Source organism: Microbacterium sp. NPDC055455 (genome assembly GCF_053619935.1).
Genome location: NZ_JBSHLB010000002.1, coordinates 439,095 through 464,106, shown reverse-complemented (window position 1 = coordinate 464,106; position 25,012 = coordinate 439,095). Strand labels below are relative to the sequence as shown.

Annotated in this window: 22 protein-coding genes; 18 read left to right on the top strand and 4 right to left on the bottom strand. The window is 72.5% G+C overall.

Translation table 11 applies throughout. The features are described 5' to 3' along the window. Positions 1–22 precede the first annotated feature (22 nt). From ACWGUG_RS08595 to holA, 3 genes are read left to right on the top strand one after another with little or no spacing between them, the layout of a single operon-like run. Positions 23–643 (top strand): helix-hairpin-helix domain-containing protein, encoded by a 621-nt coding sequence (locus ACWGUG_RS08595; RefSeq protein ID WP_452324417.1) that lies wholly within the window; start codon positions 23–25, stop codon positions 641–643. Next, positions 640–3,054, top strand: a complete 2,415-nt coding sequence (locus tag ACWGUG_RS08590; protein WP_452324416.1) for a ComEC/Rec2 family competence protein — start codon at positions 640–642, stop codon at positions 3,052–3,054. The genes ACWGUG_RS08595 and ACWGUG_RS08590 overlap by 4 nt, the downstream gene beginning before the upstream one ends. 55 nt (positions 3,055–3,109) lie before the next feature. Continuing rightward, positions 3,110–4,147, top strand: coding sequence for a DNA polymerase III subunit delta (holA, locus tag ACWGUG_RS08585; protein ID WP_378881015.1), 1,038 nt, complete (start codon positions 3,110–3,112; stop codon positions 4,145–4,147). Positions 4,148–4,270: 123 nt separating this feature from the next. Here holA and rpsT read toward each other — a convergent pair whose 3' ends face one another. Together rpsT and ACWGUG_RS08575 are read right to left on the bottom strand one after the other, a co-directional pair. After that, complete coding sequence (gene rpsT, locus ACWGUG_RS08580) at positions 4,271–4,531, bottom strand: 30S ribosomal protein S20 (protein ID WP_336397071.1); 261 nt, start codon at positions 4,529–4,531, stop codon at positions 4,271–4,273. Between the two features lie 116 nt (positions 4,532–4,647). Continuing rightward, positions 4,648–5,427: an alpha/beta fold hydrolase gene (locus tag ACWGUG_RS08575; protein ID WP_452324415.1), complete on the bottom strand. Its 780-nt coding sequence runs from the start codon at positions 5,425–5,427 to the stop codon at positions 4,648–4,650. Between the two features lie 40 nt (positions 5,428–5,467). On the opposite strand from ACWGUG_RS08575, the gene ACWGUG_RS08570 reads away from it, so the two are divergent. From ACWGUG_RS08570 to era, 12 genes are all read left to right on the top strand, one after another. Next, positions 5,468–6,634: a pyridoxal phosphate-dependent aminotransferase gene (locus tag ACWGUG_RS08570; protein WP_336397073.1), complete on the top strand. Its 1,167-nt coding sequence runs from the start codon at positions 5,468–5,470 to the stop codon at positions 6,632–6,634. A gap of 43 nt (positions 6,635–6,677) precedes the next feature. After that, the gene (gene lepA / locus ACWGUG_RS08565; protein ID WP_336397074.1) at positions 6,678–8,528 is read left to right on the top strand and encodes a translation elongation factor 4; all 1,851 of its coding nucleotides are present in this window, start codon (positions 6,678–6,680) and stop codon (positions 8,526–8,528) included. A gap of 10 nt (positions 8,529–8,538) precedes the next feature. After that, positions 8,539–9,189 (top strand): DUF1990 family protein, encoded by a 651-nt coding sequence (locus tag ACWGUG_RS08560; RefSeq protein WP_336397075.1) that lies wholly within the window; start codon positions 8,539–8,541, stop codon positions 9,187–9,189. A gap of 7 nt (positions 9,190–9,196) precedes the next feature. After that, complete coding sequence (gene hemW / locus ACWGUG_RS08555; protein WP_452324414.1) at positions 9,197–10,414, top strand: radical SAM family heme chaperone HemW; 1,218 nt, start codon at positions 9,197–9,199, stop codon at positions 10,412–10,414. 139 nt (positions 10,415–10,553) lie between these two features. Continuing rightward, the gene (gene hrcA, locus ACWGUG_RS08550) at positions 10,554–11,594 is read left to right on the top strand and encodes a heat-inducible transcriptional repressor HrcA (protein WP_336397077.1); all 1,041 of its coding nucleotides are present in this window, start codon (positions 10,554–10,556) and stop codon (positions 11,592–11,594) included. 51 nt (positions 11,595–11,645) lie between these two features. After that, positions 11,646–12,758 (top strand): molecular chaperone DnaJ, encoded by a 1,113-nt coding sequence (gene dnaJ, locus ACWGUG_RS08545; RefSeq protein ID WP_336397078.1) that lies wholly within the window; start codon positions 11,646–11,648, stop codon positions 12,756–12,758. A gap of 3 nt (positions 12,759–12,761) precedes the next feature. Continuing rightward, entirely contained in the window at positions 12,762–13,499 is a 738-nt protein-coding gene (locus tag ACWGUG_RS08540; protein WP_378880999.1) for a 16S rRNA (uracil(1498)-N(3))-methyltransferase, read from the top strand. Between the two features lie 86 nt (positions 13,500–13,585). Further along, positions 13,586–13,933, top strand: coding sequence for an HIT domain-containing protein (locus ACWGUG_RS08535; RefSeq protein WP_452324413.1), 348 nt, complete (start codon positions 13,586–13,588; stop codon positions 13,931–13,933). Between the two features lie 70 nt (positions 13,934–14,003). After that, positions 14,004–15,035, top strand: coding sequence for a PhoH family protein (locus tag ACWGUG_RS08530; RefSeq protein ID WP_336397138.1), 1,032 nt, complete (start codon positions 14,004–14,006; stop codon positions 15,033–15,035). Beyond that, positions 15,032–15,502, top strand: coding sequence for an rRNA maturation RNase YbeY (ybeY, locus tag ACWGUG_RS08525; RefSeq protein ID WP_336397081.1), 471 nt, complete (start codon positions 15,032–15,034; stop codon positions 15,500–15,502). The genes ACWGUG_RS08530 and ybeY overlap by 4 nt, the downstream gene beginning before the upstream one ends. Next, on the top strand, positions 15,499–16,881 hold the full coding sequence (locus ACWGUG_RS08520; RefSeq protein ID WP_336397082.1) for a hemolysin family protein: 1,383 nt from the start codon (positions 15,499–15,501) through the stop codon (positions 16,879–16,881). The genes ybeY and ACWGUG_RS08520 overlap by 4 nt, the downstream gene beginning before the upstream one ends. Next, complete coding sequence (gene era / locus ACWGUG_RS08515) at positions 16,878–17,840, top strand: GTPase Era (protein WP_336397083.1); 963 nt, start codon at positions 16,878–16,880, stop codon at positions 17,838–17,840. The genes ACWGUG_RS08520 and era overlap by 4 nt, the downstream gene beginning before the upstream one ends. Positions 17,841–17,894: 54 nt before the next feature. Here the strand turns inward: era and ACWGUG_RS08510 are convergent, their stop codons facing one another. Next, positions 17,895–18,521: a hypothetical protein gene (locus tag ACWGUG_RS08510; RefSeq protein WP_452324412.1), complete on the bottom strand. Its 627-nt coding sequence runs from the start codon at positions 18,519–18,521 to the stop codon at positions 17,895–17,897. 258 nt (positions 18,522–18,779) lie between these two features. Here ACWGUG_RS08510 and leuA point away from each other — a divergent pair, with 258 nt between their 5' ends. Beyond that, positions 18,780–20,540, top strand: coding sequence for a 2-isopropylmalate synthase (gene leuA / locus ACWGUG_RS08505; RefSeq protein ID WP_452324411.1), 1,761 nt, complete (start codon positions 18,780–18,782; stop codon positions 20,538–20,540). 67 nt (positions 20,541–20,607) lie between these two features. On the opposite strand, the gene ACWGUG_RS08500 is transcribed toward leuA, so the two are convergent. Then, positions 20,608–21,294 carry a trimeric intracellular cation channel family protein gene (locus ACWGUG_RS08500; protein WP_452324410.1) on the bottom strand — a complete coding sequence of 229 codons (687 nt, stop codon included), beginning with the start codon at positions 21,292–21,294 and terminating at the stop codon, positions 20,608–20,610. Positions 21,295–21,385: 91 nt separating this feature from the next. Here ACWGUG_RS08500 and ACWGUG_RS08495 point away from each other — a divergent pair, with 91 nt between their 5' ends. Next, positions 21,386–23,377 carry a dynamin family protein gene (locus tag ACWGUG_RS08495; RefSeq protein WP_452324409.1) on the top strand — a complete coding sequence of 664 codons (1,992 nt, stop codon included), beginning with the start codon at positions 21,386–21,388 and terminating at the stop codon, positions 23,375–23,377. Further along, the gene (locus ACWGUG_RS08490; RefSeq protein ID WP_452324408.1) at positions 23,377–25,005 is read left to right on the top strand and encodes a GTPase; all 1,629 of its coding nucleotides are present in this window, start codon (positions 23,377–23,379) and stop codon (positions 25,003–25,005) included. Before ACWGUG_RS08495 ends, ACWGUG_RS08490 begins: the two co-directional genes overlap by 1 nt. The last annotated feature ends 7 nt before the right edge of the window (positions 25,006–25,012 follow it).

Here is a 25,012-nt window from a genome sequence, read left to right as displayed (position 1 = left end):
GGCGCACTCGTAGCGTGGGCGCGTGACAGCCGGTGCCCGTGACGACCCGGAGCAGGCGCCGGGTCCTGGCGCGCGGCGACGCTTCGGCGCGGGTGCCGTCGTGGTCATCGTGCTCGTGGCCCTCGCCGTCACCATCGCGATCGGCATCGTCCGCGGCGCGACGACTCCCGTCGACGAGGTGGCCGTCGACCCCTCGCCGGTCGCGACCCCCGGCGGGGGCGAAGAGCTGTTCGTCCACGTCTCGGGCGCCGTGCGGGAGCCCGGCCTGTACGTCCTCCCCGCCGGCGCCCGGGTGGTCGACGCGATCGCGGCCGCGGGCGGATTCGCCGACGACGCGGCGCGCGATGCGGTGAACCTCGCGCGGCCGATCGACGACGGCGAGCAGCTGCCCGTTCCGCGCCAGGGCGAGGCCGCGCCGCCCACGGCGGCACCGCCGGGACAGGCGCCGGACGGCCGTGTGGACATCAACACCGCCGACGCGACGCTGCTCGAGACGCTGCCGCGAATCGGACCGGCCCTGGCGGAGCGGATCATCGCCTGGCGGGATGACAACGGCGGGTTCACCAGCGTCGAGGACCTGCTGGCCGTCCCGGGGATCGGCGACACCATGCTCGAGGCACTCCGCGACCTGGTGACGGTGTGACACGGCGTCTCCCGGCACTGCGCCTCGTCCCCGTCGCCGGCGCGACGTGGGCGGTCGCCGCGGCGGCGATCCTCGCTCCCGCGGCGGCGGGCTGGATCGCGTCGGGGTCCTGGGCGGTCGCCGTCGTCGCCGTCGCCGTCGTCGCGCGAGCGGGTCGCCGCGTCTCGAGCGGGCGTCTCTCCCCGGCTGCGGCGCCGATTCCGGCCGCCGGAGTCGCACCGAGGCTCGGGATGCCGACCCGGACAGCACGCGTCGTCCTGGCGGTGATCGTGCTCGCCGCCGCGGCCGCGGGTACGACCGCCGCGCACGTGGCGGCGGCCTGGCCCGGGCGCCAAGCCGTCACGGAGCTGGCCCTGCAAGGCGGCCGGGCGGTCGACGTGCGGGCCGACGTGGCCGGCAAGGTCGAGCGGCGCGCCGGCACGCTCTCGTTCGCCGCGCGCGCCCGCAGCGTCAACGCCGGCAGCGAGACCCACCGCGTGGCGATCGACGTCACGGTACGCGTCGCTCCCGACGACGTGGACCGCCCGGACCTGCTCGATGTGGGCGCCGACGTCGAGGTCCACGGCACCGCGAGCACTGGCCGGGCGGGGGATCGCGCGGTCCTGGTGCTGTGGGCATCTCGCGGCGTGGAGGTCCGGCAGGCGGCGAACGGTGCCGCGGCGCTGACCGGCGACCTCCGGCGCGGCCTCGTCCGCGCCGTCGCGGATCTGCCGGGGGCGGGCGCCGGACTCGTGCCGGGGCTGGCCGTCGGCGACACGTCGATCGTCTCCCCGGAGCTCGACGCCGCCATGAAGGAGGCCTCCCTGTCACATCTGACCGCCGTCTCCGGCGCGAACTGCGCCCTCGTCGTGGGCATCGCGTTCGGCCTCGCGGCGGCGGCCGGCGCCTCCCGCGGGCTGCGGGTCGGCTGCGCGCTGGCGGTGCTGCTGGGCTTCGTCGTCCTGGTGACCCCCGAGCCGAGCGTCGTTCGCGCCGCGACCATGGCGGCGATCGCGATGCTCACCGTCCTCCTCGGCCGTCCCGGCGCCGGAATGGCGCTGCTGTGCCTCGCGGTGACGCTGCTCCTCGTCTTCGACCCGTGGCTGGCGGCATCCCTCGGATTCGGGCTCTCCGTCGCCGCGACCGGGTCGTTGCTGCTGTTCGCGCGCCCGCTCGCCTCCGGGCTGGCCCGCTGGGTACCCCGCCCGCTGGCGCTGGCGCTCGCGGTGCCGCTGGCGGCTCAGCTCGCCTGCGGCCCGTTGCTGATCCTGATCCAGCCCACGGTGCCGGTCTACGGGGTGGTGGCCAACCTGCTGGCAGGGCCGGCCGCGCCGGCGGCGACCGTGCTCGGCCTCGCCGCGTGCCTCAGCGCGCCGTTGCCGTTGCTGCAGTCGGGCCTCGCGGTGCTGGCATGGGTGCCGGCGTCCTGGATCGCGGCGACCGCGGTGACGATGTCGGAACTGCCCGCCGATCAGCTGCCGTGGCCCGAGGGCGTGCCCGGCGCCGTGGCGCTCGCGCTCGTCGGTCTCGCGGTCGGCACCGCGATCGCGCTTCCGCGCGCCGGCCCGCCCGCGCTTCGCGCCGCGCGCGCCGGCGCGGCGGTCCTCGTGGCGACGGTGGTGGGGGCGGGACTCGGCACGGGCGCGCTGGCGACGGTCGCCGGGCGTCTGACCCTCCCCTCGGGGTGGGCGATGCTGGCGTGCGACGTCGGCCAGGGCGATGCCGTGCTGCTGCGCTCGGGCGGCGCCGTGGCGCTCGTCGACACCGGACCGGACCCCGGCGCCCTCGAGGCATGCCTGTCGCGCGCCGGAGTCGGACGCATCGAACTCCTCGTGCTGACGCACTTCGACCTCGACCACGCGGGCGGTCTCGACGCCGTGCAGGGGCGGGTGGGCACGGTGCTGCACGGCCCCACCGACGCCGCCGGGCACGCCGGGATCGCCGCCCTCGAAGCGGCGGGCGCCCGCGCCGTCGAGGCGTCCGCGGGGATGTCGGGGTCGCTCGGCGGGGCGCGGTGGCGGGTGCTCTGGCCGCGCGCCGACAGCCGCGCCTACCCGGCCGGCAACGACGCGAGCGTGGTGCTCGACGTGCGTGGCGGCGGCGTGCCGCCCACCCTGCTGCTCGGCGACCTGTCCGCGTCGCCGCAGCGCGCTCTCGTGGCATCCGCGACGCTGGACCCGCCGTACGCGATCGTCAAGGTCGCCCATCACGGCAGCGCGGATCAGGAGGCCGCACTCTACGCCGCCGCCCGGCCCGCCGTCGCGGTGATCACGGTCGGGCTCGACAACGACTACGACCACCCGCGCCCCGAGCTCCTCGCGGTCCTCGCGGACGCCCGCGCACGCGTGGTGCGCACCGACGAGGACGGATCCGTCGCGCTGTGGGCGACGGCCGGGGGAGCGGTGGCGCTCTGGCGCGACCGGGGCGGCTGATCCCCATCGGGGGGGCGCCGCGGCTCGCGTCGGCGGTCGTCGGTAGGCTGAGGGGATGGCATCACCCGCGCGCCGATCACCGGCGAAGTCGGCGCGCAGCGCCATCCCTCAGCTGTCGTGGCGCACCCCGCAGCCGGCTCCCGTCGTGCTCGTGTCCGGCCCCGAGGAGGTCTGCGCCGAGCGCGCGATCGCCGGTGTCCGCGACTATCTGCGCGCAGAGGATCCGACGCTCGAAGTGTCCGACATCCGGGCCGACGACTACTCGGCGGGGTCTCTGCTGGGTGTGACGTCGCCGTCCCTGTTCGGCGAGCCGCGCCTGGTGCGGGTCAGCGGCGTCGAGAAGTGCTCCGACACCTTCCTCTCCGAAGCGCTCGCGTACCTCGCCGCCCCGCAGGACGGCGCCACGGTCGTGCTCCGGCACACCGGCGCGAGCGTGCGCGGGAAGAAGCTCCTCGACGCGATCCGGGCAGGCCAGGGCGCGGGGGTGGAGATCGCCTGCCCGGCGATCAAGCGGGACTCCGACAGGTTCGACTTCGCGGCGGGAGAGTTCCAGGCTGCGCGCAAGCGGATCGCCCCGGTCGCGCTGCGCGCGCTCGTGTCCGCGTTCGCCGACGACCTCACCGAGCTCGCCGCGGCGTGCCAGCAGCTCATCGCCGACGTCCCCGGCGACATCACCGAGCAGATCGTCGAGCGGTACTACGGCGGTCGGGTCGAGACCTCGGCCTTCACCGTCGCCGACACGGCCATCGCCGGGCGCTACGGCGAGGCGCTGATCGCGCTCCGGCACGCGCTGGCCTCGGGAGCCGACCCGGTCCCGCTGGTCGCCGCGGTCGCGATGAAGCTGAGGACCATGGCCAGGGTCGCAGGCAACCGCGAGCCCGCCGCGGCGCTCGCCGCGCGCCTGGGCATGAAGGACTGGCAGGTCGACCGCGCGCGCCGCGACCTGGTCGGGTGGAACGAAGAGAGCCTGGGCCGCGCGATCCAGGCGACGGCGCGCGCGGACGCCGAGGTCAAGGGCGGCTCGCGAGACCCGATCTTCGCGCTGGAGCGCATGATCACGGTCATCGCCACGCGCGCTCCCTACGGCTCCTGACCCCGCGGTCCTCGCCGCTCGGGGGGCGTCGCCGACACCGCCGGGGCCGTGGACATGCGAAAGGCCCGCCCCTCGCGGGACGGGCCTTCTCATGCGATGCGGACCTGCCGAGCCGTTCCGGCGTCAGAGCGCAGCAACCTGCTTGGAGATCGCCGACTTGCGGTTCGCCGCCTGGTTCTTGTGGATGACGCCCTTGCTGACGGCCTTGTCGAGCTTCTTGGTGGCCTTGCCGAGCGCCTTCTCAGCGGCCGCCTTGTCGCCCGCGGCGACGGCCTCGCGCGTGCGGCGCACGAGCGTCTTCAGCTCGCTCTTGACGGACTTGTTGCGCTCTCGCGCCTTCTCGTTGGTCTTGTTGCGCTTGATCTGCGACTTGATGTTCGCCACGTGTCGACGTTTCTTTCGTTCGAAGGGAATCGGATTGATGATGCCGGTCAGCGGGAGAGGGGCGCTGCTCGGCGGTCGTGAGGGCGAACCCACACGCAAGCCAAACAAGGATTCTATCAGGTCGGTCGCCCGGTCGATGACGGGAGTCCGCCGACGCTGCGGCCCGGGTGCTCGTGCCGCCCCGCCTCGAGCGTCGCGAGGGCGACCTCCAGCACCGCATTGAACACCCGCGGGCGCATCACGGTGACGTGATGGGTCGTGCGGGGGACGACGATGAGCTCGGCGTGCTGCGCCACGCGGGTGAAGAGCCGCTCATTCACCCGCAGCTGGTCGTACTGCCCGTTGACGATCCACAGCGGCACCTCGATGCGCCTGAGCGCCGACAGCAGGTCCAGCACCGACAGACTCCGCAGGGCGACGTCCTGCGCGTCCAGCGCGTAGCCGCCTGCCCCGAAGTCCGCGCGGGTCTCCTCGGGGAGGATGCGATCGAGCATCCGGTCCGTCAGCCACATGCCCCGGTCGGGGAGCGAGTCGAAGCCCCGCGCCAGCAGGCGGTAGGCCCGCAGGCCGATGCCCCGCGGGATCGCGGTGCACGACGCCGCGATGAATCCCGAGACCGGCGGCCGCTCCTCGGCCCCCGCGTACTCGATGCACAGCAGCCCGCCCATGGAGTGCCCCACCAGCAGCACCGGGCCGCGCTCCGCCGCGGCCTGCACGGCGTCGTCGATCGTGGCGAAGGCGGACTCGATCGTGAACTCCTCGCGCATGCGGGATCCGTGCCCGGGCAGATCGACCGCCGTGACCGGGGTCCCGCGCGCCTGGAGATACGCGACCTGCGACCGCCACATCGTCGCGGATGTGCGGATGCCGTGGACGAGGACGACGTGGACCGCCATGACGACAGGCTAGCCACAGCGCCCGCCCTAGCATGGCGGCATGCCCGAGATCGCCCCGCACATCGCGCGCATGCCCGGCTCGGGCGTGCGACACATCCTCGAGCGCGCGCTGCGCCGGCCGGGCACCATCGTCCTGGCCGTCGGCGAGCCCGGAGAGGTGGCGGGCGCGGCGATCAGAGACGCGGCGGCGGCGGCGTGGACGGCCGGGGCCATCCGCTACACGCCGAACGGCGGCATCCCGGCCCTGCGCGAAGCCATCCGCGCGAAGCTCGCGCGCGAGAACGGGCTCGAGGCCGACGTCGAGCAGATCTGGGTGACGGTCGGCGCGACGCAGGCGCTGCACCTCGCGATGGCCCTGACCCTGTCGCGCGGCGACGAGGTGCTCGTGCCCGACCCCGGGTACACGACCTTCACCATGAACGCGCACCTGCTGCAGGCGACGCCGGTGCCCTACCCCCTGCGTCCGGACCGCGGCTTCCAGCCCGACCTGGACGAGCTGGACGCCCTCGTCACCCCGCGGACGCGCGCCCTGATCGTGAACACACCGTCCAATCCGCTGGGGTCCACCTTCGATCGAGCGACACTCGAGGCGCTGATGGCGCTGGCTCGACGGCACGACCTGTGGGTGATCAGCGACGAGGTGTACGAGCGCTTCACGTGGGGACATCCGCACGTGAGCCCGGCGACCCTGGACGACGACGGGCGCGTGCTCTCGGTGTTCTCGATGTCGAAGACGTACGCGATGACCGGTGCGCGGGTGGGCTGGCTCGTGACGCCTCCCGGATGGCGCCAGACCATGCTGCGGGTGCAGGAGTCGGTGGTCAGTTGCGTCGACGAGCCCGCGCAGCGGGCGGCTGTCGCGGCGCTGACGGGGGAGCAGACCGCCGTCGCGGCGAGTGCGGCGCACTACCGCGACAACCTGGCCGCCGCGACGGCGCTGCTGGATGCCCGCGGCCTGCGCTATCTCGCACCCACCGGCGCGTTCTACCTCTGGATCGACGTCTCGGACGCCTCGGGCGGCGACGTGGTCGCGTGGTGCGAGCGGTTCCTCGACGAGCACGGGGTGGCCGTCGCACCGGGCAGCGCGTTCGGGGCCTCCGGCGAGGGATGGGTGCGCGTCTGCGTCGCGAGCGACAAGGCGGAGCTGCTGGAGGGCCTCAGCCGCCTGCCGGCCCCGGCGCGGCCTGCGCACGGCGGGATCCGGTGACGCGCAGGGTCGCGGCATCCGTCACCCGTACAATCGTCTGGACATGTCACCCCGTGCCCTGAAGCCTCTCGAGCCGTCTGCGACCCCTCCTGAGCTGATCCGCAACTTCTGCATCATCGCCCACATCGACCACGGAAAGTCGACGCTGGCGGACAGGATGCTGCAGATCACCGGCGTCGTATCCGACCGCGACATGCGCGCGCAGTATCTCGACCGCATGGACATCGAGCGCGAGCGGGGAATCACGATCAAGTCGCAGGCCGTCCGCATGCCGTGGTCCACCGCGGACGGGACGTTCGCGCTGAACATGATCGACACGCCCGGGCACGTGGACTTCACCTACGAGGTGTCGCGCTCGCTCGCCGCCTGCGAGGGCGCGATCCTGCTCGTCGACGCCGCGCAGGGGATCGAGGCCCAGACCCTCGCCAACCTCTACCTCGCGCTCGAGAACGACCTGCACATCATTCCGGTGCTCAACAAGATCGACCTCCCGGCAGCCGACCCCGAGAAGTTCGCCGCCGAGCTGGCCAACCTGATCGGCGGCTCGCCCGACGACGTGCTGCGGGTGTCCGGCAAGACGGGGATGGGGGTCGAGGACCTGCTGGACCGCATCGTCGAGCAGATCCCCGCGCCCACGGGCGACGCCGACGCCCCGGCCCGCGCGATGATCTTCGACTCGGTGTACGACTCGTACCGCGGCGTCGTGACGTACGTCCGCATGGTCGACGGCAAGCTCGAGCCGCGCGAGCGGATCCAGATGATGTCGACGCGAGCCACCCACGACCTCCTCGAGATCGGCGTGTCCAGCCCCGAGCCGGTGCCCACCCGGGGTCTCGGCGTCGGCGAGGTCGGCTACCTGATCACCGGCGTGAAGGACGTGCGCCAGTCGAAGGTCGGCGACACGATCACCAATCAGCGCAAGCCCGCCGCCGAGGCCCTGCCGGGGTACACCGACCCGAAGCCGATGGTGTTCTCCGGCATCTACCCGATCGACGGCAGCGACTACGGCGATCTGCGCGAGGCGCTGGACAAGCTCAAGCTGTCGGATGCCTCCCTCCAGTACGAGCCCGAGACGTCGGTCGCGCTGGGCTTCGGCTTCCGCTGCGGCTTCCTCGGGCTGCTGCACCTCGAGATCATCACCGAGCGCCTGTCGCGCGAGTTCGACCTCGACCTCATCACGACCGCGCCGTCGGTGACCTACGAGGTCACCACCGACACGGGGGAGACGGTCGTGGTCACCAACCCCAGCGAGTACCCCGACGGCCGCGTCGCCGAGGTCTCGGAGCCCGTGGTGAAGGTGGGGATCCTGCTGCCCAAGGACTACGTCGGCACGGTCATGGAGCTGTGCCAGTCGCGCCGCGGGTCGCTGCTGGGCATGGACTACCTCAGCGAGGACCGCGTCGAGCTGCGCTACAACATGCCGCTCGGCGAGATCGTGTTCGATTTCTTCGATCAGCTGAAGTCCAAGACGCAGGGCTACGCGAGCCTCGACTACGAGCCCGCCGGCTCGCAGACGGCCGACCTGGTCAAGGTCGACATCCTGCTGCAGGGCGACAAGGTCGACGCCTTCAGCTCGATCGTGCACCGCGAGAAGGCGTACGCGTACGGCACCATGATGACCGAGCGCCTGCGCAAGCTCATCCCGCGGCAGCAGTTCGAGGTGCCGATCCAGGCCGCCATCGGCGCCCGCATCATCGCGCGCGAGAACATCCGCGCCATGCGCAAAGACGTCCTGGCGAAGTGCTACGGCGGTGACATCTCGCGCAAGCGCAAGCTCCTCGAGAAGCAGAAGGAGGGCAAGAAGCGCATGAAGATGGTCGGGCGCGTGGAGGTCCCCCAGGAGGCGTTCATCGCCGCGCTCTCGGGTGACGTCGAGACCAAGGGCGCCAAGTAGGCTGGTCCTCATGCGTCGAGGGACCTTCCGTGACGACACCGTCGACTACGCCGCCGTCGGGGCGACGCAGGCGGCCGATCTGATGCACTTCCCGCCGGAGCGCAGCATCCCCGCGGAGCAGTCGTGGCGCATCGGCAGCGGCGAGGCCCGCTTCCACGCCGCGAGCGATGCGCTGCTGTCGTGGACCGCCCAGCGCGGCGCCGGACTCGAGGTGACCGACGTCCGCCCGGCTTCCGGGCCGATGTACTCGGGCGTGAGCTTCGACGCCGAGGGCAACCCGGTCGCGCCGAGCCGCACCGAGTCGGAGCAGCGCTTCGACGCCGACGGCACCCCGTATGTGGGGCCCGGCACGACGATCCGCGTCGCGGGCCGCGTCAAGGGGCTTCGGGCGGATGCCGAGCTCCGGGTGATCTTCGCCATCGAGGAGCCCCGGCGCGTCGGCTTCGCCCTGGGCACGGTCGGCGACTCGGTGGTCAGCGGCGAGGAGTCGTTCATGCTGGACTGGAACGACAAGGACGAGGTGTGGTTCACCGTGCGCGCGTTCGACGCCCCGCACGCGCTGCTGTACCGGATGCTGCCCGCGTTGACCAGGCGCCGCCGGCGTGAGCTGTTCACGCGCTATCTGCGCGCGATCTCGCCGCTGTACACCACCCCCGCGTGAGGCGCTGATGGGCTCCGCTCTTCCTCTCGGCGAGCCCGTTCCGGCGGACGGCTCGCTGCCGGCCGGCATCCGCATCGATCAGGCCACCGACTTCGGCGTGTACCTGCACGTGCCCTTCTGCCGCGTGCGGTGCGGGTACTGCGACTTCAACACCTACACGTCGTCCGAGCTGCGCGGGGCACGCCAGGACCAGTACGCCGACACGCTCCTGCGCGAGATCGGCCTCGCCCGGAGCGTCCTCGAGCGCGCCGGCGGCACCCGGCCTGCATCGACGGTCTTCTTCGGCGGAGGCACGCCCACGCTGCTGCCGCCGGGGGATCTCGCGCGCATGCTCGACGGGGTGCGCGAGGCGTTCGGGCTCCGGGACGACGCGGAGATCACCGTCGAGGCCAATCCCGACACGGTGTCGCCGGCGGTGGCGGCCGAGCTGGCGGCAGCGGGGGTCACCCGGATGTCGATCGGCATGCAATCCGCCGTCCCCCGCGTCCTGGCAGCGCTCGATCGCACCCACGACCCCGACAATGTGCGCACCGCCGTGTCGGCCGCACGCGAGGCGGGACTCGACGTCAGCGTCGACCTCATCTACGGCGCACCGGGCGAGACGCTCGACGACTGGCGCAGCTCCCTCGCGACGGCCGTCGCGCTGGAGCCCGACCACATCTCGGCCTACGCGCTGATCATCGAGGATGGCACCAAGCTCGCCCGTCAGATCCGCCGCGGCGAGGTCGCCGCGCCCGACGACGACCTGCAGGCCGACATGTACGAGCTCGCCGACGACCTGCTGTCCGTCGCCGGCTTCGACTGGTACGAGGTGTCGAACTGGTCCCGCGGCCCCGAGCACCGCTCCCGGCACAACCTGGCGTACTGGACGGGCACCGACTGGTGGGGCTTCGGCCCCGGCGCCCACAGCCACGTCAACGGGGTGCGCTTCTGGAACGTCAAGCACCCGGCGGCCTACGCCCAGCGCCTCGCGGCCGGCGAGTCGCCCGCGGCGGGACGGGAGATCCCGGATGCCGCCGCCCGCGGTCTGGAGAGCGTACTGCTGCGCACCCGCATCCGCGAGGGGATGCCCGTCGACGAGCTGCTGGGCGAGGGTCGGCACGCGGTGGCCGCGCTGATCGCCGACGGCCTGATCGAGGGGCGGGACGCGCTCCGGGGCCGTGTCGTGCTCACCCGACGCGGGCGGCTCCTGGCCGACGCCGTCGTCCGGGCGCTGACGCCGTGAGGCGGCCGCGCCGGGGCGTGCCGGGGCGGAGCCGCGCGGACATCTGCGGACGCGGCGTCGCTCAGCGATCGTGACGGGCTCATCGGATAGAATTGGCACTCCAGTCATGCGAGTGCCAGATCGGGCGTGAGGAGGCGTGATGGTCAGCGAGCGCGGTCTCCAGGTGCTGCGGGCGATCGTCCAGGACTACGTCGACACGCGCGAGCCGGTCGGCAGCAAGGCGATCGTCGAGCGGCACGCCTTCGGCGTGTCTGCGGCGACCATCCGCAACGACATGGCCCTGCTCGAAGACGAGGAGCTCATCGCCGCCCCGCACACGTCGTCGGGCCGCGTGCCGACCGACAAGGGGTATCGGGTGTTCGTCGACCATCTGGCGGAGCTGCGGCCGCTCTCGCCGGCGCAGCGGTCCGCGATCGCCTCGTTCCTCGACGGCCCCGGAGACCTCGACGACGTGCTCGTGCGCACGGTGCGCGCACTCACGCAGCTCACGGGCCAGGTCGCGATCGTGCAGTACCCGTCGTTCGCCCGCGCCACCGTCACGCACGTCGAGCTCGTGCAGCTCGGCGCCGGGCGCATGCTCGTCATCGTCGTCACCGACACCGGCCGGGTCTCGCAGCGGCTCGCCTTCGTGGGCGACGAGTTCGACGAGGCCGACCTCGCGCGCATCCGCGCCGAGCTCGGCACGCTGCTGGTGGGCCGGCCCGTCCGGGAGGGGCTGCAGCGCATCGCCGACCGCCTGGAGGCGCAGGCCCCGCAAGCCCCCGCCCACGAGCGCGCCACCGACGAGATCGTGCGTGCGGTCGCCGAGGAGCTCGAGGAGTTCCGCCAAGACAGGCTCGTGATGGCCGGCAGCGCCAATCTCGCGCGCAGCGAGTCGGACTTCCGCGGCAGCATCTATCCGCTCCTCGAGGCGATCGAGGAGCAGGTGACGCTGCTGCGGCTCATGGGCGAGATGGTGGCCGACGAGCAGGGGCTCGCCGCCAGCATCGGACGCGAGAACGAGCCGTTCGGCCTGGCCGAGGCATCCGTCGTCGCCAGCGATTACGATGCCACCGGCTCGCTCGCGCGTGTCGGCGTGCTCGGCCCCACCCGCATGGACTACCCCTCGAACCTCGCGGCGGTCCGTGCCGTCGCGCGCTACCTCACGCGCATGCTCGAGCAGGACGACAGCTCCCGCTGACGCGGACGCGTACCCACGATCCCGCGGCGCCGCCGCGGCAGGAAGGCGAAAGTGGCTGACCACTACGAGGTCCTCGGCGTTTCGCGCGAGGCCACCCCCGACGAGATCAAGAAGGCCTACCGCAAGCTCGCGCGCCAACTCCACCCGGACGTGAACCCCGGCGAGGACGCGGCCGAGAGGTTCAAGCTCGTCACGCACGCCTACGACGTGCTCAGCGACCCCGAGCAGCGCGCCCGCTACGACATGGGCGGCGCCGATTCTCCGTTCGGCGGCGCCGGCGGGTTCGGCGGGTTCAACGACATCTTCGAGACCTTCTTCGGCGCGGCCGGGGGCACGCGCGGCGGCCGGCCGCGGTCGCGGCGCGAGCGCGGGCAGGACGCCCTCGTGCGCGTCACCCTGGAGCTCGGGGACGTGGTGTTCGGCGCCCACCGCGACATCGACGTCGACACCGCCGTGCTGTGCGAGACCTGCCAGGGGTCGTGCTGCCAGCCCGGCACCAGCCCCGTGACGTGCGACATCTGCCACGGCACGGGCAACGTCCAGCGTCAGGTGCGGAGCCTGCTGGGCAACGTCGTGACGTCGCAGCCGTGCAACGTGTGCCAGGGCTACGGCACCACGATCCCGTACCCCTGCGCGACGTGCCAGGGGCAGGGGCGTGTGCGCGCGCGCCGCACCGTGTCCCTCGACATCCCCGCCGGCGTCGAGACCGGCCTGCGCCTGCAGCTGCCCGGCTCGGGCGAGGTCGGCCCCGCCGGCGGCCCGAACGGCGACCTGTACATCGAGGTGACGGTGTCGCCCCACGAGGTGTTCAGCCGTGACGGCGACGACCTGCTGGCGACCCTCGAGGTGTCGATGCCCGACGCGATCCTCGGCACGACCACGACGATCCAGTCGCTGGACGGCCCGGTCGAACTCGAGGTGCGCCCCGGCGTGCAGGCCGGCGACATCCTGACGATCAAGGGGCGCGGCATCACCCCGCTGCGCGGCTCGCAGCGGGGCGATCTCAAGGTCGGCGTGCACGTGGTGACCCCGACGCGGCTGGACCACAAGGAGCGCGCCCTGATCGAGGAGTTCGCCAAGCGCACGAAGGCCCCAGGTCCCCGGCTCGCGGAGTTCCACCAGGGACTGTTCGCCAAGCTGCGCGACCGCTTCCGGAACGGCTGAGCCATGCCGCTGCACTTCCTCGTCGACGACGCCGCTGGGCTCTCGCCCGGGAGGACCGTGACCTTGACCGGCCCCGAGGCGCATCACGCCGCCACCGTGCGCCGTGTCCGCGTCGGCGAGGGTGTCACCGTCGGCGACGGGAGGGGTGCGTGGCTGACCGGCGAGGTCGAGGCCGTCGCGCCGCGCGAGGTCGTCGTCCGGGTCCGCGAGCGGACGGATGCCCCCGCACCGCGACCACGGGTCGTGCTCGTGCAGGCGCTGGCCAAGGGAGACCGCGACGAGCTCGCCGTGCAGGCGGCGACCGAGCTGGGCGTGGACGAGATCGTGCCGTGGCAGGCAGCCCGGAGTGTGTCGCGCTGGGACGCGGCGAAGGCGTCGAAGGGGCGGGCGCGATGGGCCACGATCGTCCGCGAGGCCGCGAAGCAGGCTCACCGCGCGTGGCTCCCGGACGTCGCGGAGCTGACGACCACCGCTCAGCTGGCACGCCGGGCGGAGGCATCCGTCGTCCTGATCCTGGAGCCGACGGCGACGGAGCCCCTGAGCGCCCTGCGGGTGGGCGAGGGGGAGGAGCGCGACATCGTCCTCGTCGTCGGCCCCGAGGGCGGCATCGCCCCCGAGGAGCTGGACGTCCTCACCGCCGCGGGCGCCCGGGCCGTGCGCCTGGGCGACACCGTCCTGCGCACCTCCACCGCGGGCCCGGCCGCCCTGGCCGTCGTCAGCGCGGCGTTGGGACGGTGGTGAAGGGTGGGCCGTGCGCCGGGCCGGCATGGCGCACCGGTCGATCGGCGCCCGAGCCGGTGGCAGGGCCCCGTCGCTAGACTTGCCGCATGAGCGAACCCTCGATCTTCACGCGCATCCACAACGGGGAGATCGCGTCCGAGATCATCGCAGAGACCGAGAACGCGTTCGCGATCCGCGACATCCACCCGCAGGCGCCCGTGCACCTGCTGGTGATCCCCAAGAGCGAGGACTACCGGAACGTCGTCGAGCTCGCCGCCGGCGACCCCGACCTGATGGCGGAACTCGTGGGCCTGGCCAACAAGCTCGCCGCCGAACACGCGGACGGCGACTTCCGGCTGGTCTTCAACACCGGCCCCAACGCGGGCCAGACCGTCTTCCACGTGCACGCCCACGTGCTCGCGGGAGGCCTCGAAGAGAAGAGCGTAGGTGCCTGACCAACCTGCTGATCACGACGCGCGCGAGCGCGCCACCACCGTCGAACGCGTCTGGGCCGATGGCGTGGCCATGGTCCAGCTGCTCGGCCCGCAGGACCGCCTGCTCCGCGTGGTCGAGCGGGAGCACCCCGATGTCGACGTGCACGTGCGCGGCAACGAGATCACCCTGACCGGCGAGGCCGGAGCGGTCGCCGCGGCGCGCTCCCTCGTCGACGAGCTGCTCACGATGACCAAGGCCGGCCACGCGCTGGGCGAGGAGGACGTCGCTTCGTCGAACCGCATCCTGCGCACCGAGGGCGGGCCGCGTCCGTCGGAGGTGCTCGGAGAGGCGATCCTGTCGTCGCGCGGCAAGATCATCCGGCCCAAGACGCTCGGCCAGAAGGCCTACGTCGACGCGATCGACGAGCACACGATCGTGTTCGGCATCGGCCCCGCCGGCACCGGCAAGACGTATCTCGCCATGGCGAAGGCCGTCCAGGCTTTGCAGCGCAAAGAGGTGAGCCGCATCATCCTCACGCGCCCGGCCGTCGAGGCGGGGGAGCGCCTGGGATTCCTCCCGGGAACGCTGACCGACAAGATCGACCCCTACCTGCGCCCGCTGTACGACGCGCTCAACGAGATGATGGACCCCGAGCTGGTGCCCAAGCTCATGGCGACGGGCACGATCGAGGTCGCGCCGCTGGCGTACATGCGCGGCCGCACGCTGAACGACTCCTTCGTCGTGCTCGACGAGGCGCAGAACACCACGCCCGAGCAGATGAAGATGTTCCTGACCCGCCTCGGGTTCGGAACGCGCATGGTCGTCACCGGCGACATCACGCAGATCGACCTGCCGCAGGGCGCCTCCGGCCTGCGGCTGGTGACGCGGGTGCTGAACGAGGTGGACGACATCCACTTCTCGTACCTCACCAGCCAGGACGTGGTGCGTCACACGCTCGTCGGCCGCATCGTCGACGCCTACAGCGAGTACGACGAGCGCCGGCTCGCCGCGCGGAGGGAGCGCGACGAAGCATCCGAGTTCGCCAATCGCGCGGAGCGCCGGGCCGCGACGGTCCGCCACGGCGGACCGCGCGACCACCTTCCGAAGCGAGGACGCGCATGACCATCGAGATCGGCAACGAGTCCGGCATCGCCGTCGACGAGACCGTGCTGCTGCGGCTCATGGAGCACCACCTCGCGGAGCTGCACGTCAGCCCCGACGCCGACATCGCGATCCTCCTCGTGGACGAGGGTGCGATGGAGGCCCTGCACGTGCAGTGGATGGACGAGCCCGGCCCGACCGACGTGCTGAGCTTCCCGATGGACGAGCTGCGCCCCGGCACCGAGGACGCGCCCACGCCGCCGGGGCTCCTCGGCGACATCGTGCTCTGCCCGCAGGTCGCCGAGACGCAGGCCGTCGCGGCGAAGCACTCGACCCTCGACGAGCTCATCCTCCTCACCACGCACGGCCTGCTCCACCTCCTCGGCTTCGACCACGCCGAGCCGGAGGAGGAGCGCGAGATGTTCGGACTGCAGCGCGAGCTGATCGCGGCGTTCCAGGCGTCCGAGCGTCGACGACCGCGCACATGACCGCCGCTCTCCTCCTCGCCGCCGCGGTCCTGCTCCTCGGGTTCGGCGCGCTGATGGTCGCGATCGACGCTGCGCTCGGCGTGACCTCGCGCGCCGACCTCGCCGAGCTGGGCGCCGAGGGTCGCAACGCGGACGCCCTGCGGCGGATCGCCGCCGATCCGGACGCGCACGCGAACGCCGTCGTGTTCATCCGCGTCCTCGCCGAGACCACGGCCGCAGTCCTCGTCACGGTCGCCTTCATCCTGCTGTTCGACGACACCTGGTGGGCGATGCTCGCCGCGGCGCTGCTGATGACGGGCGTGTCCTACGTCGTGGTCGGGGCCAGCCCCCGCACCGTGGGCCGCCTTCACGCGAAGGGCCTGCTGCGCGGTGCGGCGCCGATCATCCGCGGCGTCCGCGTCATCCTCGGCCCCCTCGCCCATGGGCTGGTCGCCCTCGGCACGCGCATCACCCCGGGCGCCTCGCGCGGCTCGTCGTTCGCGTCGGAGGAGCAGCTGCTCAGCATCATCGACGAGGCGGCCGAGAACGAGCTCATCGAGCAGGACGACCGCGAGCTGATCCACTCGGTGTTCGACTTCACCGACACGTTCGTGCGCGCGGTGATGGTGCCACGGACCGACATGGTCACGGTGGATGCCTCGACCTCGACCCGCGAGGCCATGACGGTCTTCCTCGAGAAGGGCGTCTCGCGTGTGCCGATCGTGGACGACGAGGCCGACGACGTGGTCGGAGTGCTGTACCTCAAGGACCTGGTGCAGTTCGCCTTCCGTGACGAGGTGGGCTGGCGCGACGCCCCCATCAGCCGCATCGCCCGCCCCGCCGTGTTCGTGCCGGAGTCGATGAAGGCCGAGACGCTGCTGCAGCAGATGAAGCGCGACGCCGTGCACGTGTGCCTCGTCGTCGACGAGTACGGCGGCGTCTCGGGACTCGTGACGCTCGAGGACCTCATCGAGGAGCTCGTCGGCGACATAGCCGATGAGTACGACCCGCGCGCCACGGAGGTCACCGAGCTCGAGCCCGGTCACTACCGCGTCAGCGCACGGCTCGGGCTCGACGAGGTCGGCGACCTGTTCGGCATGGAGCTCGAGGACGAGGACGTCGACTCCATCGGCGGACTTCTCGGGAAGGCGCTCGGCCGCGTCCCCCAGCCGGGCGCGACGGCGGAGTACGCCGGCCTCGTGCTCACCGGCGGCGCCTCGCGCGGCCGCGGCCGCGGCATCTCGACGGTCTTCGTCGAGCGCGGCGAGACGCCGCCCGACTCCTCGCGTCAGCCGCGGACCGGCGAGAACCGCACGGTCGGCACGCGCACCGGCGAGATCCGCACCGTGAGCCCCCGCAGCGGAGAGGTCCGCCTGCCGAGGAAGGAAGACACGCCATGACCGATTCCGACACCGGCCGGGACCCCGAGGCCGCTCCGGCCACCGAACCCACGGCTTCTCCCGCGCCCGTCGACGGGCGCTCGGGCTTCGTGACCTTCGTCGGCCGCCCGAACGTCGGCAAGTCCACGCTCACCAACGCCCTCGTGGGCGAGAAGGTCGCCATCACGAGCGACAAGCCGCAGACGACGCGGCGCGCGATCCGCGGCATCCTCAACCGGCCCGGCGGCCAGCTGGTCATCGTGGACACCCCCGGGCTCCACAAGCCGCGCACGCTGCTGGGCCAGCGGCTCAACGACCTCGTCGAGCAGGTGCTCGGCGATGTCGACGTCATCGGCTTCTGCGTCCCGGCCACCGAGAAGGTCGGCCCCGGCGACCGCCGCATCGCGGAGTCGCTGGGCGGCTACGGCAGGGCGAAGAAGGTCGCGATCGTCACGAAGACCGACGCGGCGACTCGGGACCAGATCACCGAGCGTCTGATCGAGGTCGACCAGCTGCGCGAGGACTGGGCCGCCGTCATCCCGCTCTCGGCGCTCACCCGCGACCAGCTGGACGTGCTGAGCGACGAGCTCCTCTCGCTGATGCCCGAGGGGCCGGCGCTGTACCCCGACGACGTCGTGACCGACGAGTCCACCGAGGACCGGGTCGCCGAGATCATCCGCGAGGCTGCGCTGGACGGCGTGCGCGACGAGCTGCCGCACTCGATCGCCGTCGTCGTGCAGGAGATCGCGGCCCGCGAGGACTCCGACATCACCGACGTCTTCGCCGACATCGTCGTCGAACGCGACAGCCAGAAGGGCATCATCATCGGGCACAAGGGCTCCCGGCTGCGCGACGTGGGCGCCCGCGCACGCGCGCAGATCGAGCCGCTGCTGGGCACCAAGGTGTTCCTCAAGCTGCACGTGCGCATCGCGAAGGAGTGGCAGCGCGACCCCAAGCAGCTCGGCCGTCTCGGCTTCTGAGCCGCCCCTGACTCCGGAAGGATGCCGCGCCCCGGTCGTGCACTCGGCGCCGGGTCAGCCGCCGCTCTCGCGCAGCGCGGAACGGATGAGCACGACGTCCTCGCCGAACTCGCGGTCGGCGGCGTCCTGCCAGGTGCCGTCGTCCCAGACGACGTCGACCCAGAGCCGCCCGTCCTGCGGGTATGAGCTCAGATACGACGAGCCGAGGCGGTCGGGCAGCTCCTCCTGGATGCGCGCGAGCGTCTGCTCGTCGCCCGCACCGGGCTCACCGCCGGTGGGGTCCTCGGGGGCCATCGGGTCGTAGAGGGCCAGCATGACGGGCGGCTGCGTGACGGTGAACGACTCGCCGTCGAAGGTGCCCTGCAGCGCGTACGCGCCCCACGTCACGTCACCCGACGACTCGGCACCCTCGACGCCCTCCCACGTCCAGTCCTCGAGCGGGATGCCGGAGCACTCCGGGGGGTACGACTCGGCCACCGGCCCGAGGCAGAGCTCCGGGACGCCGCCGGTGTCCAGCACCGTCCCCACCGCCGTCACCTCGCCCTCGGGCGGCACGGGGGTGACGGCGCCGAGCGACGGGGGAGAGGGCGTTCCTGATGGCGCCGCACCCGCGCAGCCGGCGAGGGCGAGCGCGGTGACGGCGACGATGGCGAGGCGCAGCGGACGACGAAGACCTGTCATGTCCTCTTGGTGTCGCCCGCGCGCCGATCGTCTCAGAAGCGGATGCCGCGGCATCCGGCGGTCGTCACGCGTTCGCCCTGTCTCGCGACGGGGTGTAGCCTGGTGCCATGCGCTTCCGCGGGCTTCTCCTTCTTAGCCGCCGCGACGAGACCTCGATCTAGGGCCTTCCTCGTCGCGGAGCTTTCGTTGGCCCGCATCATCAGGCATCGAGCCGGTCCGATCCGGTGACCGCTCGAGAACAGACGGAAGCGACGAATCATGGAGAACACCCAGAAGCCCTCGGGCATGCCGATCCACAAGTATCGGCCCTTCCACGAGCAGATCCGGGTGGATCTGCCCGACCGCACCTGGCCCGACCAGCGGATCACCGCCGCGCCGCGGTGGTGCGCCGTGGACCTGCGCGACGGCAACCAGGCGCTCATCGACCCGATGAGCCCCGAGCGCAAGCGCATCATGTTCGAGCTCCTGGTGCGGATGGGGTACAAGGAGATCGAGGTCGGCTTCCCGTCGGCGAGCCAGACCGACTTCGACTTCGTGCGCCAGCTCATCGAAGAGGACCTCATCCCCGAGGACGTGACGATCCAGGTCCTGACGCAGGCCCGCGAGCATCTGATCGAGCGCACCTACGAGTCGATCGCCGGCGCCAAGCAGGCCATCGTGCACCTGTACAACTCCACGAGTGTGCTGCAGCGCGAGGTCGTGTTCCGCACCGACCGCCAGGGCATCGTCGACATCGCCCTCGAAGGCGCACGGCTGTGCCGCGAGTTCGAGAAGCGCATCCCCGATACCCAGGTCTTCTACGAGTACTCGCCCGAGAGCTACACCGGCACCGAGCTCGAGTTCGCACTCGACGTCTGCAACCGGGTCATCGAGATCTTCGAGCCGACCCCGGAGCGCAAGGTCATCATCAACCTACCCGCCACGGTCGAGATGGCCACGCCGAACGTCTACGCCGACTCGATCGAGTGGATGAGCCGGCGCCTGGCGCATCGCGAGAACGTGATCCTGTCGCTGCACCCGCACAACGACCGCGGCACCGCGATCGCCGCCGCCGAGCTCGGCTACATGGCCGGCGCGGATCGCATCGAGGGATGCCTGTTCGGCAACGGGGAGCGCACGGGGAACGTCGACCTGGTGGCGCTCGGCATCAACCTGCTCACGCAGGGCATCGACCCGCAGATCGACTTCAGCGACGTCGACCAGGTCAAGCGGACCGTCGAGTACTGCAACCAGCTGCCCGTCCACGAGCGCAGCCCGTGGGCCGGCGACCTCGTGTTCACCGCGTTCAGTGGTTCGCACCAGGACGCCATCAAGAAGGGCTTCGAGGCGATGGAGGCCCGCGCGGCGGCGGCCGGGGTGACTGTCGACGACATCGACTGGGCAGTTCCGTACCTGCCGATCGACCCCAAGGACCTGGGACGCTCGTACGAGGCGGTCATCCGGGTCAACTCGCAGTCGGGCAAGGGCGGCGTGGCCTACCTGCTGAAGACCGACCATTCGCTCGATCTGCCCCGCCGGCTGCAGATCGACTTCTCGGGCGTCGTGCAGGCCAAGACCGACGCCGAGGGCGGCGAGGTCACGAGCGAGCAGATCTGGAAGATCTTCACCGACGAGTACCTGCCTTCCGACAACGCCGACGAGCGCTGGGGCCGGTTCGAGCTGCTGGCGACGAGCACGCGCAGCGACCTGTCGGGCGATGTCTCGCTCGACATCACGCTGCGCGACGGCGACGAGCGGTTCGAGGCATCCGGGCGCGGCAACGGTCCCGTCGCGGCGTTCCTCGAGATCATCCGCGCGCAGGGATTCGACGTGACGCTCTACGACTACGTCGAGCACGCCCTGAGCGCAGGCGGCGACGCGCAGGCCGCCGCGTACATCGAACTGCAGGTCGATGGCGAGCGCCTGTGGGGCGTCGGCATCGACTCCGATATCTCGACCGCGTCGCTGAAGGCGATCGTGTCGGGCGTGAACCGCGCCATCCGCACGCGGCAGCGCTCCGGGGCCCTCGCGGGCGTCTGAGCGCGAACCGTCGACGGGCGTGCGCGGGTGATCCCCGCGCGCGCCCGTCGGTGTGTGGTGGGCGTCGTCAGGGCTTGACGATGGGGATCGTCGACGTCTCCACGGCCACCTTGCGGCGGTAGAGGGCTCGCTGCTCGGGCAGCGAGATGTCGAAGATCACCGCGAGAAGGCGGATCACCGCCGTGACGAGGATGCCGATCGCCGACGCCGCGACGACGTTCAGCCCGAGCTGCTGCGAGATCGCCAGCACGAGGCATCCGGCACCGGCGGCGACCGCGTAGAGCGAGCCGACGTGCATGATGGCGACCGGAAGCCCCATGATCATGTCGCGCAGGATGCCGCCCCCCACGGCGGCGCAGACGCCGACGAACACGGCGGGCACCACGGGGAGACCGAGGGCCAGCGCCTTGCTCGTGCCGAAAGCGCCGAACATGCCGATGACCACGGCGTCGAGGCCGACGATGAGGGCGTTGAGGCGCTGGAAGACGCCGGCGAGGAGCATCCCGAACAGCGCCGCGCCGGTCGCGGTCAGCAGGTACCAGTTGCTCTGCAGCGTGGTCGGCGCGACGTTCAGGAGCAGGTCGCGGATGAGGCCGCCGCCCATGCCCACCACGACGCCGATGATGGCGACGCCGAGCAGGTCGAGTCGGCGCTGGCCCCGGAAGCCGGAGGCGAACAGGGCGCCCTGCACCCCTCCGAGGCCCACGGCGGTGAGGTCCGCCCACAGCGGGATGATGAAGACCGGCTCGTTCACAGGACCATTGTCGCGGGCGACGCCACGAGGAGTGCGCATCCATCTTCCGTGCGTGGGCCGTGCGGTGAGAGGCGTGGTGCAGGATGGGGGCATGCCCGAGGGCGACGAGGAGAGCAGGGATGCCGCGGCCCACGCCCGTGCCCGCCTCATCAGCGCCGTCGACGTCGTGCGCGGCCGCCTCACCGCCGCCGCGCTGCCGCTCGAGGGAACCGGCGTCGTCGAGGCTCGGGCGCGCCGGCACGAGGTGCTCAGGCAGATCGACGACTACCTCCTGCCCCGGCTGCGGTCCGACGGAGCCCCGCTGCTCGTCGTCGTCGGCGGATCGACCGGCGCCGGCAAGTCGACGCTCGTCAACTCCGTGCTGGGCGCCGCGCTCACCTCACCGGGCGTCCTGCGCCCCACGACGCGGTCGCCCGTCCTCGTGCATCACCCCGCCGACGCGCCGTGGTTCGCGCCCGAGCGCGTGCTTCCCACCCTGACGCGCGTCCACACGACGACCATCGCCTCGGGTGAGGCCCCTGCGATCGAGGGCGACGGCACCGCGGCCTCCGGCGTGCGGGCGCTCCGGCTCGCGCCGTTCGCCGGGATGCCGCCGGGGCTCGCGCTCCTGGACGCCCCCGACATCGATTCGGTGGAGGTCGCCAACCGCGAACTCGCCGCCCAGCTGCTGGCAGCGGCCGACCTCTGGCTGTTCGTCACGACGGCCGCCCGCTACGCCGATGCCGTCCCGTGGGATCTGCTGCGCGCGGCCGCGGCACGCCATGCCCAGCTGGCCCTCGTGCTGGACCGCGTCGACCCGGGCAGCGAGCCGGTGGTGGCCGACCTGCAGCGCATGATGCGCGAGCACGGACTGGGAGACGCGCCGCTGTTCGTCGTCCCGGAGGCGCGACTGGACGCGGACGGACTCCTGCCCGACGGCGCGGTCGCCGACGTCTCTGGCTGGCTCACCGATCTCGCCGGCAGCGCGGACGCCCGCGACGACGTCGCCCTCGCCACACGCGACGGCGTGGTGGGCGACCTCGCCGAGGCCGTGAAGCGCCTCGCCGGGGCGGCCGATGCGCAGGCGGCCTCCGCCGCGCGGCTGCGGGGGATCGTAGAGGCCGCCTACGGCGAGGCCGCGTCGCGGATCGCCGAGGCGACCAGTGACGGCGCCATGCTCCGCGGCGAGGTGCTCACGCGGTGGCAGGACTTCGTCGGCGCGAGCACCGTCATGCGCTCGATCGAGCGCGGCGTGAGCCGGGCGCGGGATGCCGTCGTCTCGTTCTTCCGCGGCGGGGAGCCGGATGCCAAGCCGTTGGAGCTCGCGATCGCCCACGGACTCGAGGCCATCACGATCGATGCGATCGAGACGGCCCGTGAGAGAGTGCGCTCCGCCTGGCGCAGCGACCCTGCAGGCTCCGGCATCCTCGTCGACGCGGGAGCGACGGCGGGCGTCACGGGCGTCAGCACCGCCGACCTCAGATCGGCGATCGGCGAGCAGATCCGCGCGTGGCAGGGTGACGTGCTCGCCATCGTTCAGGAGCAGGGCGCAGACCGGCGCGGCCTCGCCAGAGGGCTGAGCTTCGGCGTCAACGGGCTGGGCGTGGCACTCATGCTCGTCGTCTTCGGCAGCACCGGCGGCCTGACCGGGATCGAGGTCGGTGTGGCGGGCGGGACGGCTCTCCTGGCGCAGAAGGTGCTCGAAGCCGTCTTCGGCGACGACGCGGTGCGGCGGCTCGCGTCCGAGGCGTCGGAGCGCCTCTCGCAGCGGCTGGGCTCGCTTCTGGAGGCGGACGCCTCCATCGCCCTGACGGCCGTCACCGCGCTCGCCCTCTCGGGCTCGGCGGGGAACGAGCTGCGCGCCGCCGCCGACGAGCTGCAGCTCGCCTCAGCGCAGGAGCGCCTCGCGCGGGTGGAGCACTCGCCGCGCGGCGCGAGCCCGGTCCCCGCGCTCCGCGGCGCTCACCTGCGCACGGTCGGCATGGCCGAGCGCGGCATCGCCTCCGATGCGGGCGACGCCGGGACCCCGGCTCCGGCACCCGGTCCGGTGGAAGAGCGCAGGAAGCCCGGCTTCTGGCAGCGCCTGCTCGGCAGGGAGGGCTGATGGCCCGGACCACGCTCGCCGAGCGCGCCGCCGATCTGGGCGCAGCAGCCGTTTCCGCCGAAGGACGGGTCGCCGCCGACGTGCTCGCGTCCGCGCGACGGGTGCTGCAGTGGGCGGGGGAGCGCTCGCAACTGTCAGCGGAGCACACCGTCGTCGCCCTCGCCGGAGGGACGGGGACGGGGAAGTCGACGCTGTTCAACCTGCTCACCGGGTCCGAGCTCGCCAGGACGAGCCAGCAGCGCCCCACGACGGCGTTCCCGCTCGCCGCCGTCGCCGAGTCCGCTGACATCGTCTCGGGCTCCGCCGCCCTCCTCGAGTGGCTCGGCGTGCAGGAGCGGCACGAGATCGACGTCTCGCCGGCGCGTCCCGGGGGGCTGGTCCTGCTCGACCTGCCCGACCACGACTCGGTCGTCGCCGAGCACCGGCTGCGCGCAGATCGCGTGACGGAGCGAGCTGACCTGCTGGTGTGGGTGACGAACCCGCAGAAGTATGCGGACGCGGTCCTGCACTCCCGTTATCTCCTTCCGCTCGCCGGGCACGAGGACTCGGTGGTCGTCGTGCTCAACCAGCTCGATCGCCTGACCCGCGAGGAGGCGGAGGCCTGCCTCGCCGACCTCCGGCGTCTCGTGCAGGCCGACGGGCTCCGCGCGCGCATCGTCGGCACGTCCGCCCGCACCGGGGACGGCGTGCCCCAGCTCGAGGCCCTCATCGCCCGCGCCGTCGAGCGACGCGAGGCGGCCACGGCACGGCTCACGGCCGATGTTCGTCATGCCGCGTCCGACCTTCTCGCTGCGCTGCCCGACATCGCGCCCGATGCACGGGCCCTCGCAGACGCACGCCGGAGCCTGATCGACGCCCTCGAACACGCCGCGGGCATCCCGCTCGTCGTCGACGCGGTGCGCGAGTCGACCAGGCGCGACGGGATCGCACGGACGGGCTGGCCGCCGACACGCTGGGTGCGGACCCTTCGCGCCGACCCGCTGCGCACCCTGGGTCTCCGGCGTCCCGAGCGTCGGGAGGTGGAGGCGCCCGCGAGCGCGGAGCTCATCCGCTCCTCGCTCCCGACCGCCTCTACCGCCGTGCGCGCACAGATCGCGAGCGCCACCCGCACCTATGTCGCCGCTGCCGCGGCCCCGCTGCCCGGTGACGCGCAAGAACGCGTCAACGCCCGCGCGGTCGCCGCGTCGGCCGGCCTCGTCGATGCCCTCGACCGCGCCGTCGTCCGCACGGTGGAGGTGCGACGGGCGCGCTGGTGGAGTCTGGTGAACGTCGTGCAGTGGCTTCTTCTCGCCGTCGCCGTCGCCGGCGGCGCCTGGCTCGGACTGCTCGCACTCCTGGACTATCTTCGGATGCCGGCCGCGGACCTCGCGCCCACTCTGAGGTTGGGTGAGTTCGACGTGCCGTGGCCCACGCTGCTGCTCGTGGCGGGCGCGGCGGCGGGGCTGGTCCTCGCCCTCGTGGCCGGGGCAGCGGTCCGCGCCGGCGCCCGGAGACGCGCGGCACGCGTCGCGGACCGGCTGCGCGACAGCGTCGCGGCCGTCGCGCACGATGAGATCCTGGGCGAGGTGGACGCCGAGCTCACCGCACTCACGACGGCGCGGGAGGCAGCCCGCCGCGCCGCACGCTGACCGCGGC